Here is a 17,961-nt window from a genome sequence, read left to right on the forward strand (position 1 = left end):
GCTTTCAGCCTACATTAACGGCTAAATTCAACAATGTCCGAATCAGGATAACAAAGCGTTAGCTTACTGTCGGTAAGTTCCTTAATAAAAAACTTGGTATAAGGCCTGCTCCCCTGGTATGAGGTATAAATGGTATCATTTTTTACAAAATAATCCTCTTTGCTGGCCTGCCCGTCGTCCATAATAAAATCTTTATCCGTTATCGAAAGCTTGGTAGCACCATCTTTTGATTTCCAGTTACCTTCCAGCTTTTTATTGGCGGCCGGAGGCTGAGAACAAGCGTATATCAATAACATGCCTGCAACTGCAGCAAATATGGGAGCAAACTTTTTCATGACGGATCAGGATTTTTTAGAACGGCTTACGCCTTTGTTGAATTTAATTATTGGGTAGGTTTATCTATCAATTCAGATTTTTTCAGATAAACCCGGTGACCTTTTTTATTCACATAAAAATAATGCGAATATTTATCAATGTAAATGGTTTCGCCATTAGGGCCAGCCTTGCCGGCATATTTCTTATCAGCTACCGTAGCTGCGCCTTTAGCCGCAATTTCGGATGTTTTATGGCCTATTTTTTTTGTGGTTTTGCTGATCTTACCACCGAGGGTTGAATCCTTATGTGTTTGGGCAAAGCCCGGGCTAACCATAAGTGTACCAGCAGCAAACAGGGCTATTTTAAACAGATTTTTCATATTGACAGTAATTAAGTTCCTTTAATAAAAATCAACTCAATTTCTCGGCCAAATTTCTCATTTCTACTACAGGTGAGCGTTTTTGATATAAAATAGCATAAACAGCTTCGCAAATAGGGATGCTCACGCCGTATTGCTTATTAACCTCGTGTAGGCAATTTACTGCATAGTACCCCTCGGCAATCATGTTCATTTCCAGTTGGGCCGATGTTACTGTATATCCCTTGCCTATCATGTTACCAAAGGTGCGGTTACGGCTGAATTGCGAATAAGCAGTGACAAGCAAATCGCCCAGGTAAGCCGATTCTTTAATATCCCTGTCGATAGGATGTACAGCGGCGACAAAACGCTCTAATTCGCGAATGGCGTTTGATATCAGCACCGCCTGGAAATTATCTCCATAGCCCACACCATGGCAAATACCACTGGCAATTGCGTATACATTCTTCAAAACAGCCCCATATTCTGTACCATAGATATCATCAGAAATGTTTGTTTTGATATACCGGGTATTGATCATTCCCGCAAACTGCGAGGCAAGTTTTGTATCTCCGGAAGCTATAGTTAAATATGATAATTTTTCGAGCGCCACTTCCTCGGCATGGCACGGCCCGCTGATCACCATAAAATCATCAAACGATATATCGTATTTTTGATGGAGGAATTCGGCAATTATCAGGTTTTCATCGGGTACAATACCTTTTATAGCCGATACTATTTTTTTACCTTTCAGATCGGCAGTAGTAATGTCTTTTAGTGCGTCTTTCAAAAAAGCAGCAGGCACATTAAGCAACACAATGTCAGCAGCCGCTATGAGTGGTTTCAGATCGGTAGATATATTTTGTTCGGGAAGTTTGATCTCCACCGAACTCAGGTAATGCGGGTTACGCGCAAACTTTTGCAGATGTTCCACAGCTTCGGCATTACGCATCCACCAAAAAATTTCTTTTGGGGTGGTGTTGTCGATAAGCATTTTGATATTAGCCGTAGCCCAGCTCCCCCCGCCAACAACTGTGATCTTGTTTAATTTTTTATCCATCAATAAATAATAGAAATATCGCTGCCTGGTTTTAATTGGCTAAGCAAATTAATGAAATATTATGCAGATTGGCGAATGAGAGAAAAAGTGGGCTTAACTACTTTTTTGAGTCTTTTTGCAAGACAATAACCTGGCTCCGGGCCGATGCTTCCGTTTTTCTTTTCTAAGAAGCTGTTTAAGAATGAAGAATATTAATTGCCGTTGGTTTTAACCAACGGATTAAGAGCCGAAAACTCCTGGCTTTAGCCTAATTATGCAAGCGGATTTGGGCTGAAGCCCTCTTGTTGTGAATGCTTTATTCCGTTGGTTAAAACCAACGGCAATGAAGTTTTATCTACCTGTAAACGATATTTGTCAAAAGTAAACAGTTTCTAAGATAAAGAGTTTAAGATAGTTTGCACGCTCCCGGGTTTATTTTGTTGTCGGGATGGTAGGTTAAAGAATAGCAGGGGAGCGCAAGATGCTATTATTTATTAAGCATCAATTCAAAAACACCTCATCCAAAAATACCCAGCCCGGTTTGCCTTTGGCCGGATGCCATTCCGGCACGCTTTTAAGCGATTGGGCAACCAGTTTGATGCAGGATATCTTTTGTTCGGATTTTAACTTACATTCCAATGGGGTCAAAATAAACGGATCAGACTTTTTTGGTACCCCTGTTTTAAGTGTGCTTAATAGCCTGAGATGGTTTTGATCGGTGCCTCCCCAAACCTCAACCCCGGCGGGTAAAAAGATCTGGGAACCTGTATTACGCATTACATTGAGACTAACCGAATGCAGATCAATCGGTTTATTAAACCACATGATCACCGCCAGATCCTTTTGCGATGCAACCCATTTTCCGTTGCCAAAATTATCGCCGCCTAATTCTTTATCGATAATTGTTTTAGCGCCATCGCCCTTGTATTTGTCGTCGGGATATTTGACAAAGCTAATGCTATCGGGTGTATAGGCACATTTATAAACATTGAATTGTACGGTATCGCTGCCAATCCATCCGGCTTTAAATGCCCTTGTCCTGATCACGGTACTTTGGGTAAATACAATGCCTGGTTTGTAAGATGCAGCCTTGATACTATCAGGCACCGAACCATCAGTAGTGTACCGGATATCCGCACCTTTTATAGGGTTGCTAAGTTGCAAAGCATAATTCTGCTTAAATATAACTGCCGTATTTTTTAACTGCGGACTGGTGAGCTTAAGCGCCTTACCATCATCCTTAAAGCCGGTTAACAGGCTCAGTTTGGGGTTTTGTTTTTGAAGCAGTTGCAGGTCGGCCGGATTTAGGCCGCTATCCCATACAGCGAGTTCATTGAGGCTTTTTATAGCGATGAGTTGTTTTACATCGGCTATATTAAGTTTAACACCCGTTAATGAAATACTCTTGAGATATTTTAAACCTGCTAATTCCTTTAAGCCTTTGCCCGTAACATCACTGAAGTTAAGGTTTAGCCTGCGAAGGTTTTCAAATTTGGCAATCGTTTTCAGGTCGGCATCCTTTACGGGCATCTTGTTCAGATCGAGCGATACTACCTGTTTTTTTATAGAACTTAACTCATCCAGCACTTTTACATTATAGGTGCTTTTATTGTAAATATTAACCGCCAGCGCCGGCGACTCGCTGGCCAGCGGATAAACCACCCGGTAGTTGTTGTTCAGCTTTTGAATTTCTTTTTCATTGGCTGCCGAAAAGTCATAAACCTCTTCTTCGCTTTCGGCGGGCTTTAAACGGGTGGCGGCTATCATCCGTAATGAATCGTTAGCTGGCAGTTCGATCACTTTTTTGCCGAAGCGTGCTTTGCTTTTTACCCACAGGTAAAGCAGCATTTTTTCATCATCGGTAAGCTGCGTTTTGCCGGTAGGCGGCATGTGTTTCTTTTCGGTTTCGGGCAGGTGCACACGTTGCAGCAGCAGGCTCATGGTTGGATCGCCGGCTATGAATAGTTTGCCGGTTTTGCCGCCTTTCATGATTGCTGCCGAATCAGTAAGCATCAGGCCGCCTTTCTTTTTATCGATATTATGGCAGCTTTGGCATTTAACCTCAAATATGGGGCGGATCACATCGTTATAAACCAGGGCCTGGTCTATCGGTACCACGTTTTTGCTCTTATCCATTACCGGGCCCAAAACAAAATCATTGCCATGGGTAAGGTTGCCGCCAAGGTGCCCGGCAACAATTAAACAGAAAACGGTTATTATAGCTCCGGCTTTAGCGAACCTTACAGTATATTTTGAGGTATGGCGGATAAGGTACACTCCATACCCGGCAAAGGCCACGCTTACGCCAAACCATTTATGCCATTGTAAAGTATCGCCTTCATAGCCCGGCTCCCTTGAAAGGAACAAGCCCATGATCACCGTTATTGATGACAGTAATGCACCCAGCAGCAGCAGGTAACTTGTAAAAGTTTGATACAGTTTTTCGTTAATAAACTCGGCCCGGTAACGGAAAAACTCCATCACCATGGCCAGCATCAGTATCACGATGGGAAAATGCAGGATAAGCGGGTGCATGCGGCCAACGGGTTGCAGCCAGCGGGGCACAACCAGGCTATCGCCGGCTATAAGCAGCACTCCAATAAAAATATTAAGGGCAAATAATGTCCCTTCCGCAAAACCTTTGTGGCTGCTTTTCATATACGCCGGGCTGTATGTGTATTAATTAAACCCTTGTGAATTTATAAGGATATACCTTGCCCGATGCCCATTGTGCTACATACAAATTCTCGTCGTTATCCACACAAACATCGTGGGGGTTCAGGAAAATCTTTTCCGCCTGGGCCATTGGTTGCAGCACACCGTCGGTATACACTGGTTCGGTACCGCCAAGGTTGGATACTACTTTGTTGTTCTTATCTAATATGGTAGTAAAGCCGGTATTCTCCTTGCTCAGGTCGGGCGAGCGAAGTACGGCAGCGTACAAATGATCTCCCTTAATTACCGGGCGGCAAACGCATGCTCCCGGCAGTTTGATCACTTCCTGTAGTTTGCCATCCATGCTGAAGCGTTTAAAGCAATTACGGGTACGATCGGTAACCAGTAATGTCGGTGTATCATATCGCCTGTCAATCACGATACCGTGCGCATTATCCAGGTGTTCGTCGCCCTCGCCTTTACCACCGAAGAAACCTTTTAGTTTGCCATCTTTATCATAATGGGTAACGTATTGGGCCCCGTAGCCATCGGCAATAAAAATATCGCCATTGCTGTCGATAGTAGTTTCGGTAGGAACAAATTCTTCGGCTTTTTTGTAAACGCCGGTTTCGAGCGGCACATTAATGGTCATTAAAATACGGCCATCAAGCGTGGTTTTATAAACCTGGTGTTTTACGGTATCGGTTATGAACAGCACCTCGGTACCGTTTTCATTAAACAGGGTGAGGCCATGTGCACCGGGGAAATCATGCCCCCAGGTACTTAGTAGCTTGCCCGATTTATTATAAATGAGTACATTGTTCTTAGTCTCGTTGGTGAGCAGTAAAATGCGGCCTTTTGAATCCTGCACCATCTCGTGGCAATCATTCACCGGGTTTTTCTGCGAATCGGCCTTGCTCCAGTTTTTATCCATGCGGTAGCGCATATTTCCGTGACCGTAAATTAGCCCGTCATCTTTTGCTAACATGTCTTTAGCTATAAAAAAGCCTGCTGATAAAACTGAAGTGTGCTTGATAAATTCTCTTCTTTCCATACCGTTGATTTTTATGATTGCGTTGATTTCGCTGATTATTTCTTTTGATTACACCGATTTTTTGAATCCTTGTTCATCCCGTCATTGCGAGGAACGAAGAAATCGCGAACTTTACAGGGGCGGACTTGCATAGCCCCTCGGCCTCCGTGCGATTGCTTCGTACCTCGCAATGACATAGTTGAATGGGGAGGGTTTAGGTGGGGTTTACGCTATGATCCCCTTCACCACATTCCCCGCTACATCCGTTAATCTATATCTTCTGCCCTGGCTTTTATAAGTTAGTTTTTTATGGTCGATACCCAATTGATTTAAGATGGTGGCATGGAAGTCATGCACGTGTACCGGATCTTTTACAATGTTGTAGCCAAACTCATCTGTTTCGCCGTAAACGATGCCGGGCTTGATACCGCCGCCGGCCATCCAGATACTGAAACAGCGCGGGTGATGGTCGCGGCCATAATTAGCCTTTTCCAGTTTACCCTGGCTATAATTGGTTCGTCCGAATTCTCCGCCCCAGATTACCAGTGTTTCATCCAATAAACCACGTTGTTTCAAATCGGTAACCAGCGCTGCGGATGCCTGGTCTACGTCTTTAGCCTGCCCCGCCATTTCCTGCGGTAGGTTGCTGTGCTGGTCCCAGCCCTGGTGGTAAAGCTGTACAAAGCGTACGCCGTTTTCAGAAAGTTTGCGGGCCAGCAAACAGTTAGCCGCATAAGTGCCGGGAATAAGGCACTCCGGCCCGTACATCTTCACAATATCGTCCGACTCCTTGCTTACGTCCATAATTTCGGGTACCGCGGTTTGCATGCGGTAAGCCATTTCATATTGCTGTACTTTGGTGTTTATCTCCGGGTCGCCAAACTCTTTGTAGTTCATGTCATTGAGCTCGGCCAGTTTATCCAGCATTTTACGGCGCTCGTGACGGTTCAGTCCTTCCGGATCATTCAGGTACAGGATTGGGTCTTCGCCGCTGCTGAACTGTACGCCCTGGTGAATGGAATCTAAAAAGCCATTGCTCCACAGTTTGGAATAAACTCCCTGCCCGTTTCCCTTGCCTTTAGACAGCAATACTGTAAAGGCAGGCAGATTTTTATTCTCGCTGCCAAGACCATAACTTACCCATGAACCCATGCTGGGTCGGTTGCCCTGCTGTGCCCCGGTTTGGAAAAAGGTAAGTGCCGGATCATGATTGATGGCATCGGTGTTAAGCGATTTAATAATGCAGATATCATCGGCAATTTTACCTATATGTGGGAACATATCGCTGATCCAGGCGCGCGACTCGCCATATTGCTTAAAATCATAAAAAGAACCTACCAGCGGGAACGAAGCCTGCTTAGCCGTCATGCCGGTAAGGATCTGGTTGCCGCGCACCGATGCCGGCAGCTCCTGCCCCATCATTTCGCGCAGCTTGGGCTTGTAATCAAATGACTCCAGTTGTGAGGGTGCCCCATCCTGGAAAAGGTAGATTACCCGCTTGGCCTTTGGCGCAAAATTGGGGATGCCGGGGATAAAATCAGCCTCGGCTTCATCTCCCTTGCCGCTAAACAGATCAGGAATGAGTAAAGAACCCAATGCTACGCTGCCAATGCCCAAACTGAGCCTGGAAAGAAACCTGCGCCGGTTGATATTAAGCCTGTTTTCTAAAAAATCTTTTTCCATGTGCTCAGGTTTTTGTTATGGCTTCTTCCAGATTATACATGGTATCAACCACTTTCATCATAGCTGCCAGTGTTATTTTATCCAAATTGGCCGGTACTGGATATTCGCCCACGGTTAGCAGTTTTTCGGCATCCGCCTTTTTCATAGTTTTTAGTTCATCTGTATAGTATGAAGTTAAAATAGCCAGTTCTTTTTGCTCCGGATGGCGGCATAGGATCAACCGGAAAGCTTTGGTGATCTTTGCTGTCGATGTGCTTTTGTCCTGCAAAAGTTTTGCCGCTAAAACCCTCGCGCTTTCCAACACTGTTGGATCGTTCAGCATTACCAGTGCCTGCAATGGGGTATTGGTACGCAGGCGTTTTACTTCGCACTGGTCGCGGTTGCTGGCATCAAAAATACCTAAGGATGCTGGCGGAACGGTACGTTTAATTAGGGTATACATTCCCCTGCGGTACAGGTTTGGCCCGTGCACCTGTTTGTAATTCGCCAAAATCCCCCTGCCCGAGGTGGCATTTTCCCAAAGGCCGGGCGGCTGGTAAGGGTTAACACTCGGGCCGCCAATGGTTGGATTAAGCAGCCCGCTGCTGGCCAGCACCAGGTCACGAACAAATTCGGCAGGTAAACGGCCCCTTGGGCCCCGGGCTAATAAAGTATTATCCGGATCTTCCTTCAGTTTTTCGGGTGTGGCCGCTGCCGATTGCCGATAAGTGGCCGACATTACCATCTGTTTTACCAGCCGTTTAATATTCCAGCCATGATCGCGGAAATCAACAGCCAGCCAGTCCAGCAATTCCGGGTGCGATGGCAGATCGCCCTGCATACCGAAATCGCCAGAGCTTTTTACGATGCCCTTGCCAAAAAACTCCTGCCACATCTGGTTTACAAATACACGGGCGGTAAGCGGGTTGTTTTTGTTGAACAGCCATTCGGCCAAACCCAGGCGGTTTTTTGGGTAGTTATTGGTAAATGGCAAAATGGATTTGGGCGTACCGGCCTGCACCTCATCGCCATGGGCATCGTAGTTACCTCGTTTGAGGATGTAGGTTGGCCGCACCTTGTCACTATCCGTCATTATGGATACGATGAGCTTATCGGTATCGCGCTTATTCACAAAAGTCAGGATCTTTTTAACATCCTCATTGCTGATCTTCATCATGGGGTTTTTAGCGTAGGTTTCAGGCCCGCCCACGGTTGATTGCAAGCCCACTTCTTTCACATTGTTAAAAAAGGCATAAACCTGGTAGTACTCTTTTTGCGAAAAAGGGTCGTATTTATGATCATGACAATGAGCGCATTCCAATGTGACGCCCAATAGTGCTTTGCCGAAGGTATTGGTTCGGTCGGTTACATAACTAACCCGGTATTCCTCATCAATTACGCCTCCTTCTTCGGTTATTTTATGGTTGCGGTTAAAGCCTGTAGCCAGCAACTGCTCCTTAGTGGCGTTGGGTAGTTGATCGCCCGCCAGTTGCCAGGTAATAAACTTATCATAAGGCAGGTTTTCGTTATAGGCATGGATCACCCAGTCGCGCCATGGCCATTGGGTGCGGTAATTATCATCCTGATAACCGTGCGAGTCGGCATAGCGGGCAACATCCAGCCAGTGCAGCGCCATTTTTTCGCCGTATTGCGGAGTTGCCATCAGCTTGTCCACCATTTTTTCGTAAGCATTGGCGCTTTTATCGGCTAAAAACTCATCCATTAAAGCAAGAGATGGCGGCAGACCGGTCAAATCGAGTGAAATGCGTTTCAGCAGGCGTTCTTTATCCGCTTCGGGATTAGGCTCCAGGCTGGCCTGCTCCATTTTTTGCAGTACGAAGTTATCGATAGCATTTTTAGGCCATGCCGCGTTTTTTACCTGCGGAACCGGGTAATTTCGCGGAGCGACAAAAGCCCAGTGCTTTTCATATTTGGCGCCCTGTTTTATCCACTTGTGAATGAGTTGAACTTCATAGGGTGATAACCTCTTTAAATTGGATGACGCCGGCGGCATCTGCTCGGTGGTGTCTTTGGTAGAGATTCGGCGATAAACCTCCGATTGCATAGGATCTCCGGGGACGAGTGCATGCGATGATGGGTTATCTTTTAATGCCTTATAGGCGCTCTCCGGAAGATCAAGCCTAAGGTCGGCTTCACGATGAGAGGCATCAGGGCCGTGGCATTTATAGCACTTGTCTGAAAGTATTGGGCGGATATTAAAGTTGTAGCTGATGGTATCGGGCACCTGTTCTTCGGCTATCCCGCCCGATGAATGGCAGGAATAAAGCGTGTACAGCATGCAGATGGCTATTGTAAGCCACACATAATACAACTTCCGGTACATGGGTTTAAAATTGGTTAAACAGAAATTAAAGTTATATAATTTATAGCACAATTTGCAAATACATATTTATGTATTCAAATTGATTTAGCGGGGGCAATATAGCATGAAAAATGATATGTTCATACATTTTGTACAAATGTTTTAACATACGCGCAAAGGAGGGCATTTTTAAAAGAATAAAAACGGAATAGCCGATGGCCAATAAATTGAATTTGACTGGCTAATATTTGTTTTTTTAATATAAAGGAGCAATGTTCTGATTGCTCATCTTTTCCAACTTTTTAATATCCCGGTAAACGATATATAAGGGGATGATCCCAAAAATACCGAAGCAGCAGTCAATGAACCGCCAGTAAACGGGGATACCGCGGATTGGGCCGGCAATAAAGGCCAGCGGGAACACCATTACACAGGCAATCATGCCAAACTCAATTATCCAAATGTTTTTAACCGGGTCTTTCAGCGGGCCAACAAATGCCATAGCAATAACAAGGTGACCGAAAGCCAGCCAGTCGGTACCATAAGCCAGGTAAGGATAGTTTTGATTGGTTGTTTTTACTGCGAGATAAACATTGGTTAGCCAGTTCTGCATAAATCCCGGAGATACGGAGGCATGATTAGCAAGCCAGGCAAGTTCAGTTTCGATAGGGAAAGCGGTTACACCACTTAGTACCAGACCGATGATAAATACAGTTACCCAGGTTTTTATTTTTTTGCGAAGTTCAGGTTCGGTTTTCATAACAAGGGCAAGTTAGGGAATTTGGTGGTATATTCTCCCTTTAGGGGTTAGTGGGCGCAATACTTCTTTATAAAATTATCGGCCTTATCGCTGCCTATGTTGCGGATAAAATTCCAGTCATGACAGGCACCTTCTTTGTCGCCTTGTTTAAATTTTTCGCCGGCCTGGCTTAATACATCGTTTATAAAATCATCGTCGTAGCCAAGTTGTTTTTTTAGGTTAATAATGATAGCCTCTTTGGTGGTATCGGCCTTGCCTTTATATTTATTGCTGTAGTAATTGGTCACTGCGTTTTCCAGTTCCTGCTGAGCTTTATAGCTGGCAATGGCGCTTTGCATATCGCGGATGCTGGCAGGCCCGCAACGTGCGGGATCAGGGTCAAAACGGATGGGTTGAACGATATTAGTTTTAAGATTATACCCCGCCGGAACCACCCACTGGCCCGATGTAAGTTTAATAACCCTCAAAGCTTCATCGTCAAGGTCGATACCGGGGCCATCCTGTACTTTAGCATCATGTACCACACCGTCTTTATCAACCATAAACGAAACATTGATGGTTCCCGAAATACAATTTTGCCGCGAATATTCAGGATAAATGATCTTTGTCTTCAGAAAATTGTTAAACGCCTGCTGTCCACCTTTAAACGCAGGCTGTTGGCCAAGCAAATAGCCCGCTGTAAAAATGATCAACGCGATATGGAGACAAAGGGCTTTAAGCATAGTATAAATATCGACAATAAATTGTGGATTATGTTTAGATAGCCTTAGAAAGAATTATGGTTGAATAACTAAACGGATAGTCATATTTGTTTTCAGTATCCCATTTGCAAGCGGCTTGCCAATCAACTTGCTGTAATTGGCTGACCACCTGTTTTATATGTATAACTAAATCTGAAATTGAAAATCCGAATTCTCAAATCAAAGTACCTGGTTAAACTCCAACCGTTCGCCATCCGGCCCGGTGATGTTGAAATATTTGCAGCCATCTTTCCAGAATTGTAAAAACACGGGCTCTGGTTCGATCACGTTGAAGCCAGCTTCTTTAATAGTTTTAAAGGCGAGGTTGATATCATCAACATCAAAGGCTACGTGATCAATGTGCCCGTTTGATCTTGAACGGATCTCGGCCAGCGAAGCTTCAGGCAATTGGTAAAGCTCCATGATCATATTGCCGCGCTGCATCATAACGCAGGTGCCGGTACCGCCGTTATCGGTAAAAGGGGCTTGCATTACATTGTTAAAGCCCAGTCTGGCGTAAAATTGTTGTGATGCTTCAATATTGGTTACCGGCACACCGATATGTTGTATTCCGTTTATTGCTAAATTTATATGGTTGCTCATGTTGATAATCAGTTGTTTATTATGGATTTAATATATGTTTAAACACTCGGTAACAGATATGGTTGGCAACGCCGGCAAAATAAATATGCAAGTAATTATCATCCATCCATCATTTTACACAAGCTTAACACATTTGATGTAAATTGCAGTTAAACTTGCACCAATTAAAACATATTAATGAAGATCGGAATTGTTTGTTACCCAACCTTTGGCGGAAGCGGGGTTGTTGCCACTGAACTTGGTAAAGCCCTTGCAGACCGTGGTCACCAGGTTCATTTTGTGACCTATAACCAGCCGGCGCGGTTGGATCTCTTTTCCGAAAACCTGTTTTATCACGAAGTTTCGGTTTCCAACTATCCGCTGTTCGATTTTCCGCCCTACGAGCTGGCCCTGGCAAGCAGGCTGGTTGATGTGGTGCGTCATGAACAATTGGATGTACTGCATGTGCATTATGCTATACCCCATGCTTCGGCCGCGTTTATGGCCAAGCAAATATTAATGACCTATGGCATTTACATCCCGGTGGTAACTACGCTGCACGGTACAGATATTACGTTGGTTGGTAAAGACCGCACCTTTAAACCGGTTGTTACTTTTTCCATTAACCAAAGTGATGGTGTAACAGCCGTATCGCAAAACCTTAAAGAGGATACCTATAAGTTTTTTGATATTAAGAAGGATATCCTCGTGATCCCTAACTTTATTGACCTTAGCAGGTTTAGCCTAAAACCTAAAGATCATTTTAAGAAAGCGATTGCACCTTCGGGCGAAAAGATCCTGGTGCATACCTCCAACTTCCGTAAGGTAAAACGTACCGAAGATGTAGTGAAGATTTTTGCTAAAGTAATTAAAAAGATCCCGTCGAAACTGCTGATGGTAGGCGACGGCCCCGAACGTTCCATGTGCGAACAGCTTTGCCGCGATTTGGGCGTTACCGATAACGTGCGTTTTTTAGGTAAACAGGATGCTGTTGAAGAGATCCTTTCAGTATCCGATTTGTTCCTGATGCCATCGCAATCAGAAAGTTTTGGTTTAGCAGCGCTTGAAGCTATGGCTTGTAAAGTGCCGGTGATCAGCAGTAATGCCGGTGGTTTGCCCGAATTAAATATTGATGGCGTAACAGGCTTTTTGAAAGAGCCAGGAGATGTAGAAGGTATGGCAGAAAAAGCAATATTTATTTTGGAGGATGAAGAACGTTTAGCTAAATTTAAAGAAAATGCACTGGCACACGCCAAAGAGTTTGAATTATCTACCATTTTGCCCAAATATGAAAACTTTTACCTTGAGGTAATTGAGCAAAATAAAGCTAAGCTGTTTAACCAACAGTTGTAATAAACCTGATACAATTCAAAAAATATTCTTTAAAAGTTAAATTTTATCGGTTTCGTTAATTAATTTAGTTTTTCACTCCTAAAAGTTAAAACTTATGGCAAAGCACACACTAAAAAGCGGACAACTCCTTAAGTACATCGGAAAGAAATGGAAAAACCTGCACATTGGTCATCCATTAAAATTTATGGGGTACGATGAGAATAGTTTCGCCGACATCTGGGTGGAATACCAGGGTAAATTAATGCTTCTGGCACTTAAGGATGTGGAAACACTAAGCGTTGCTTAAGTAGATAACTTGAGCCGGTCTGTTCAAAAGACAAGGGAAAATAGCCTTACTCATGCATACGTGCTAAGTAAGGCTATTTTATTTTGTAGATTTTAGATCCCCTCTCTTGAGAGTAATAGCCCATCAAGAGCAGATGATGAATTAGACTGGAAATTACAAGCGGTATAGTTGACTCACCCGGTCTACGCTACGCTGGACCACCCTCTCTGCCCTTTGGGCAAAGAGGGTAAAGAAAAATAAAAGAGAAAATCTCCTCTTTACGCTTGCGTAGAGAGGGGTGACGAGTGCAGCGATGTCGGGGTGAGTCGATATGCGCGATGATTTTCATGACTATGCCTTTTTATGGGCTATTACTCTCAAGAGGGGAATCGCACATCCCGAGCTTTTAAAACTTTTGTTTTAGAACAAAAGAAACCTATATTAGCATCACAAAAGGAAATGGTGTCTTCCTACTTAACCGCCCTAAAAAGCTGATGGCGCCTACAGACAATTAACTCACAGGCTTTTATCCTGTGCTAATTTTTTGTGGGTACATAAATATCAGCAACATGCAAAATCAAAACCGACTTTTTTCTTCGCAACATTTCGCAATTCTTAAAAACGCCCTCCGGTGGACGGTCATTATCATCCCCATAGCTGTTGTTATTGGCAGCGCGGTTGCCTTATTCTTGTGGTTGTTGAGTTGGGCTATCCATTTTAGGTTTGCACATAACTGGTTATTGTATTTGCTGCCGTTGGCAGGTATCGCGATATTTTTCATTTATAAATTTTTTGGTGGTCCGGCCGAAAAGGGGAATAATTTAATTATTGATGAAATTCATAACCCCGGTGGCGGGGTCCCTAAGCGTATGGCCCCATTGGTGCTGATCACCACCATTATCACTCATTTGTTTGGCGGCTCGGCCGGGCGCGAGGGAACGGCTGTACAAATGGGCGGCAGCTTAGCCCAAATGATAGGCAAATGGCTTAAGCTTAACGAAGCTGATACCCAAACAGTACTTACCGCGGGCATAGCGGCGGGTTTCGGTGCGGTATTTGGTACGCCGTTAACTGGTGCTGTTTTTGCAATGGAGGTGCTGACGATAGGCCGGGTGCAATATAATGCGCTGCTGCCCTGCCTTATTGCGGGCATTGTTGGGGATGTTACTGTAGCTGCATGGGGAGTTCATCACACGCCTTATCATATCGATATTGTCCCGGTTATCCCGCATTGGTTTTCGGGTTATATTTCAACCGATCTGTTGCTTATCATTAAAACCATAGTAGCTTCAATCGCTTTCGGACTGGCCAGTTACCTTTTTGCCAAAATGGTACATGGCATCAAAAGTTTTTTTACCCAATACATTAAAACACCCTGGTTGATCCCGTTTATTGGCGGGCTGATCATTATCGCGCTTACTTTTGTTAATGGCAAACCCGATTATCTGAGTTTAGGGGTAGATGCCGAACATGTTGGCGCTGTTACAATCCCTTCGGCTTTTCATGCCGGCGGTGCCGGTACCTGGAGCTGGCTCTGGAAAACCATTTACACTACTGTAACCTTAGGTACCGGTTTTAAAGGCGGCGAGGTAACACCGCTGTTTTATATTGGCGCTACTTTGGGTAACACTTTATCTGGCTTACTTGATGCGCCAGTTAGCCTGTTTGCAGCTTTGGGCTTCATAGCCGTTTTTGCAGGCGCGACTAATACCCCGCTGGCCTGTACTTTTATGGGTATAGAGCTTTTTGGTGGCGAACACGCCCTGTTGTTTGCCGTGGCCTGTTTCACAGCCTATCTTTTCAGCGGGCATACGGGTATATATGGCTCCCAAAGAATTGGAGTTACTAAGTTAACCGGTGGGCCGGCTGATGACAAAACGCTTTCGGAAGCAATGAAAAGGCGCGGATATTTATACCATAAACTGGCGAAATATAGTTTCCTTAAAGCGAGAGAATAAGCACTATTTAGTAGCGGTAACCACAATATAAGGAGATAGCAGCTTTGATTCAACCGGTATGATTTTGGTAAAAACCTTGCCGGCTACCCACACCAGTTTGGTGATCGCTTTAGCTATGGCAGGCTTGTTAGCCTTATCCTCCAGCCAAACCGAAAATTTGCCGTAATAATATGCCTCAACATTTTTTAAGCCAAGTTCCTTGCAATAGCCGGCCAGTAATGGAGGGTTCATACTATTGATGTTGTGTTTTTCGTAGTTATTAAGGTCGTAGTTGCGTTGTACCCATCCGTTAACACCGGTAAAGTTAGGCAGGGTAATAAACAATGTGCCTCCTGGTTTAAGGAAAGAGAGGTGTTTTTCAATAATGCCTTTGGTATCATTAAAATGCTCTATCAATCCGCATGAAAGTACCAGGTCATATTCGGTTTCGGGTTGGTATTTGAACAGGTCGCCTTCAATAACTGCAATGTCCTGATCATTAAGCTGATTGACATCCAGTACTTCCTTTAAAACTTTTGGGTGCACATAAAAATCGAACAGTGTAGTTTTTAACCCGAAATACTTCTTCAAAAAAATGGCAAAATAACCCGGAAAACCTCCAAGCTCAATAGCCGACGCCGGTTTATGGGTATCGATAATCTTTTTTAGCAGCTTGTGAAAAGTATAACTAGCCGGCACATTGAAAGCCAGGTCTTTTTTTGATTCCCAGTAACCAGCCCAAAATGCCTTGTCGGTGAGTTCGTTGCTCATGGGTGCAAAGGAAAGATAATTCGGCAATAGTTCAAAACACTGTTATTTTGTAAAGCATGGATTTGAGATGGTAACATCAACAGGAAATAATTACAATCATCCGGGAATTGTACATAGATATATCATGCGATGAATAAGCAACTTTGTGTAATTAATTAAACAACAGTGTAATAACTGTATTAAATTTAGCATTCATGAGCAATGAACTTATTCCTACAATCAAACTTGATGAAGTAATTGAGCTTGGTTTGCAAGTGGTTGATTATAGAAAAGCGGGCGATCTTCATTTTCTTAAGAGCCCTCACCGCAACGAACATTATCTTTTTGTATTGGTAACGGACGGTAACCTGAAACTCGTAGTTGATTCGCGCGGGATGGTGATACCGGCTCAATCTGTTTATTACATTTTGCCTGGGCAGGTAATGCAGCATTTTGACACCGAAGCCGATGCTTACGTTATTGCTGTGGATGCCTTTTTGCTTAATCAAACTTATAAGTTTATTCTTGATGAAGGTTGTATTCTAGGGCTGGAACATTTCCAAATAATATGTAAAAAACATTTTTATTAATAAGTCGAATTGCTATTTGGATTTAATTGATATATCAATTATAATTGTATCAATTAAATAATATGGAAAAGCTAGATACCATACTTTTTTATTCTCTTGAAAAAGCTATTAAGAGTTACAGGCAATTTGCTCAACGAAACATGATGAAAAATGGCTTTGATTTAACAATAGATCAGTGGCTCGTTTTAAAAGCAGTTAGTGACAATCCAGACTGGACGCAGCAGGAAATAGCTGAGGCTGCTTTCAAAGATTTTGCATCTGTAACGCGCATTGTCGAAATACTGGTAAAGAAACAATATCTCACTAGAGCCATCCATAGTAATGACCGAAGAAGGTTTAACCTTAGTCCGACTGACAAGGCAATAGCAAATTTACAGGCTATGCAGCCTATAACTGAAAGAAACCGAAAACAAGCACTTGATGGAATAAGTAAAGAGGAAGTAGCACATCTTGATAAATATTTAACCAAGATTATAGAAAATTGTAAATCTTAATATGAAAATCTTTAAAACAACATTGTTGCTGATCTCGATTTTTTCAACCGGAATGGTCTGTGCTCAGACAGTAAATCTGACGAAAAAAGTAAAATCCGAAACGGTTGCAAAAATATCCGCAAGCCTTAAAGCAAATTATATCTACTTGGATACAGCTATAAAGATGGGCAGTTTTATTCAGGACCAGCTTAAATCAGGCAGCTACGATACCATTCAAAACCCGGCTGCGTTTGCTGCTAGACTTACTAGTGATCTCTTGTCTGTGTATCGCGACGGCCATTTATCCATTAGTTATGATCCTCTTTTCACGTCTGCTAATGGCAAAACTGATACAATTATGGAAAGAGAAAGAATGCTAAAGTTCAGAAAAAGGGTGAATTTCGGATTTGATAAAGCAGAGATCTTGCCCGGGAATATCGGCTATTTAAAAATTGGTGGGTTTTTTGAGCCGGATTCTACCGCTAAAATAATGACGCTTGCTGCTTTTCGTTTTGTTAGTAATAGCGAATCATTGATTATCGATTTAAGGAACAATATGGGTGGTGATCCACGGATGGTGAGTTTCATTTGTGGTTTATTGTTTAACCAAAAGACGCATTTGAATGATTTGTATTTCAGAAAAGACAAATCCACAACAGCATATTGGGCAATCCCAGATACAATTTTAAAGGGATTTCACAATATGCCTATTTATATTTTAACCAGTAAACGTACCTTTTCAGCTGGTGAAGAGCTAACCTACGACTTACAGACGCAAAAACGGGCTGTTATTATTGGTGAGACTACCGGCGGGGGCGCCCATCCGGTACAACCGTTTACCGTTGGTAACGGATTTGTAGCTAATGTGCCTTTTGCCCGCGCTATTAATCCTATCACAAAATCAGATTGGGAAACAGTGGGCGTAAAACCCGATAAGGCTGTTCCAGCGGATCAAGCACTCGATTTTGCACTTAGGATGGTGAATCATAAATAAAACCGCTGTATGGCATGAAATTGATTTTAAGAGTCTCTTTGATAATTCTCAACGTACATTTCGCCTCTTTTTATTAGCGAGAACATTCTGAGGATTAATTTGAATTTTACGTTGTTTAAAACAACCGGCAGC

At 43.4% G+C, this 17,961-nt stretch carries 17 protein-coding genes and 1 riboswitch; of the genes, 6 read left to right on the forward strand and 11 right to left on the reverse strand.

Annotation, left to right across the window (positions count from 1 at the left end; genetic code table 11):
- Positions 1-14 precede the first annotated feature (14 nt).
- The 10 genes from BLS28_RS12820 to BLS28_RS12865 form a co-directional block, all read right to left on the reverse strand.
- Positions 15-335, reverse strand: a complete 321-nt coding sequence (locus BLS28_RS12820; protein WP_090530718.1) for a hypothetical protein — start codon at positions 333-335, stop codon at positions 15-17.
- Between the two features lie 47 nt (positions 336-382).
- A complete protein-coding gene (locus tag BLS28_RS12825; RefSeq protein WP_091167474.1) occupies positions 383-694 on the reverse strand; it encodes a hypothetical protein in 312 nt (103 codons plus the stop codon).
- Positions 695-725: 31 nt separating this feature from the next.
- Positions 726-1,733 carry an NAD(P)H-dependent glycerol-3-phosphate dehydrogenase gene (locus BLS28_RS12830; RefSeq protein WP_091167477.1) on the reverse strand — a complete coding sequence of 336 codons (1,008 nt, stop codon included), beginning with the start codon at positions 1,731-1,733 and terminating at the stop codon, positions 726-728.
- Between the two features lie 480 nt (positions 1,734-2,213).
- The gene (locus tag BLS28_RS12835) at positions 2,214-4,370 is read right to left on the reverse strand and encodes a DUF2231 domain-containing protein (RefSeq protein ID WP_091167480.1); all 2,157 of its coding nucleotides are present in this window, start codon (positions 4,368-4,370) and stop codon (positions 2,214-2,216) included.
- Positions 4,371-4,395: 25 nt separating this feature from the next.
- Positions 4,396-5,421, reverse strand: coding sequence for an NHL repeat-containing protein (locus BLS28_RS12840; RefSeq protein ID WP_091167483.1), 1,026 nt, complete (start codon positions 5,419-5,421; stop codon positions 4,396-4,398).
- 204 nt (positions 5,422-5,625) lie between these two features.
- Entirely contained in the window at positions 5,626-7,083 is a 1,458-nt protein-coding gene (locus BLS28_RS12845) for a DUF1501 domain-containing protein (RefSeq protein ID WP_091167486.1), read from the reverse strand.
- A gap of 4 nt (positions 7,084-7,087) precedes the next feature.
- Positions 7,088-9,406: a PSD1 and planctomycete cytochrome C domain-containing protein gene (locus BLS28_RS12850; RefSeq protein ID WP_091167488.1), complete on the reverse strand. Its 2,319-nt coding sequence runs from the start codon at positions 9,404-9,406 to the stop codon at positions 7,088-7,090.
- 235 nt (positions 9,407-9,641) lie between these two features.
- Entirely contained in the window at positions 9,642-10,145 is a 504-nt protein-coding gene (locus tag BLS28_RS12855) for a hypothetical protein (RefSeq protein WP_091167490.1), read from the reverse strand.
- Positions 10,146-10,192: 47 nt separating this feature from the next.
- Positions 10,193-10,867 (reverse strand): energy transducer TonB, encoded by a 675-nt coding sequence (locus BLS28_RS12860; RefSeq protein ID WP_091167493.1) that lies wholly within the window; start codon positions 10,865-10,867, stop codon positions 10,193-10,195.
- Between the two features lie 198 nt (positions 10,868-11,065).
- Entirely contained in the window at positions 11,066-11,488 is a 423-nt protein-coding gene (locus tag BLS28_RS12865) for a VOC family protein (protein WP_091167496.1), read from the reverse strand.
- Between the two features lie 177 nt (positions 11,489-11,665).
- Between BLS28_RS12865 and bshA the strand changes: the two genes are divergently transcribed.
- The 3 genes from bshA (at position 11,666) to BLS28_RS12880 (ending at position 15,043) form a co-directional block, all read left to right on the forward strand.
- A complete protein-coding gene (gene bshA / locus BLS28_RS12870) occupies positions 11,666-12,820 on the forward strand; it encodes an N-acetyl-alpha-D-glucosaminyl L-malate synthase BshA (RefSeq protein ID WP_090530693.1) in 1,155 nt (384 codons plus the stop codon).
- Between the two features lie 94 nt (positions 12,821-12,914).
- Positions 12,915-13,106: a hypothetical protein gene (locus BLS28_RS12875; RefSeq protein WP_090530691.1), complete on the forward strand. Its 192-nt coding sequence runs from the start codon at positions 12,915-12,917 to the stop codon at positions 13,104-13,106.
- 425 nt (positions 13,107-13,531) lie between these two features.
- Positions 13,532-13,596, forward strand: a riboswitch (Fluoride riboswitch).
- Positions 13,597-13,654: 58 nt separating this feature from the next.
- The gene (locus BLS28_RS12880) at positions 13,655-15,043 is read left to right on the forward strand and encodes a voltage-gated chloride channel family protein (protein WP_091167501.1); all 1,389 of its coding nucleotides are present in this window, start codon (positions 13,655-13,657) and stop codon (positions 15,041-15,043) included.
- Between the two features lie 3 nt (positions 15,044-15,046).
- On the opposite strand, the gene BLS28_RS12885 is transcribed toward BLS28_RS12880, so the two are convergent.
- A complete protein-coding gene (locus tag BLS28_RS12885) occupies positions 15,047-15,793 on the reverse strand; it encodes a class I SAM-dependent methyltransferase (RefSeq protein ID WP_091167504.1) in 747 nt (248 codons plus the stop codon).
- A 194-nt stretch (positions 15,794-15,987) separates the two neighbouring features.
- On the opposite strand from BLS28_RS12885, the gene BLS28_RS12890 reads away from it, so the two are divergent.
- The 3 genes from BLS28_RS12890 (at position 15,988) to BLS28_RS12900 (ending at position 17,829) form a co-directional block, all read left to right on the forward strand.
- Positions 15,988-16,362: a hypothetical protein gene (locus BLS28_RS12890; RefSeq protein ID WP_091167507.1), complete on the forward strand. Its 375-nt coding sequence runs from the start codon at positions 15,988-15,990 to the stop codon at positions 16,360-16,362.
- Between the two features lie 62 nt (positions 16,363-16,424).
- Positions 16,425-16,856, forward strand: a complete 432-nt coding sequence (locus tag BLS28_RS12895) for a MarR family winged helix-turn-helix transcriptional regulator (protein ID WP_091167509.1) — start codon at positions 16,425-16,427, stop codon at positions 16,854-16,856.
- Position 16,857: 1 nt separating this feature from the next.
- Entirely contained in the window at positions 16,858-17,829 is a 972-nt protein-coding gene (locus tag BLS28_RS12900; RefSeq protein ID WP_091167512.1) for a S41 family peptidase, read from the forward strand.
- Positions 17,830-17,961: the final 132 nt, after the last annotated feature.

Origin of the sequence: Mucilaginibacter gossypii (genome assembly GCF_900100945.1) — a bacterium.
GTDB lineage: Bacteria > Bacteroidota > Bacteroidia > Sphingobacteriales > Sphingobacteriaceae > Mucilaginibacter > Mucilaginibacter gossypii.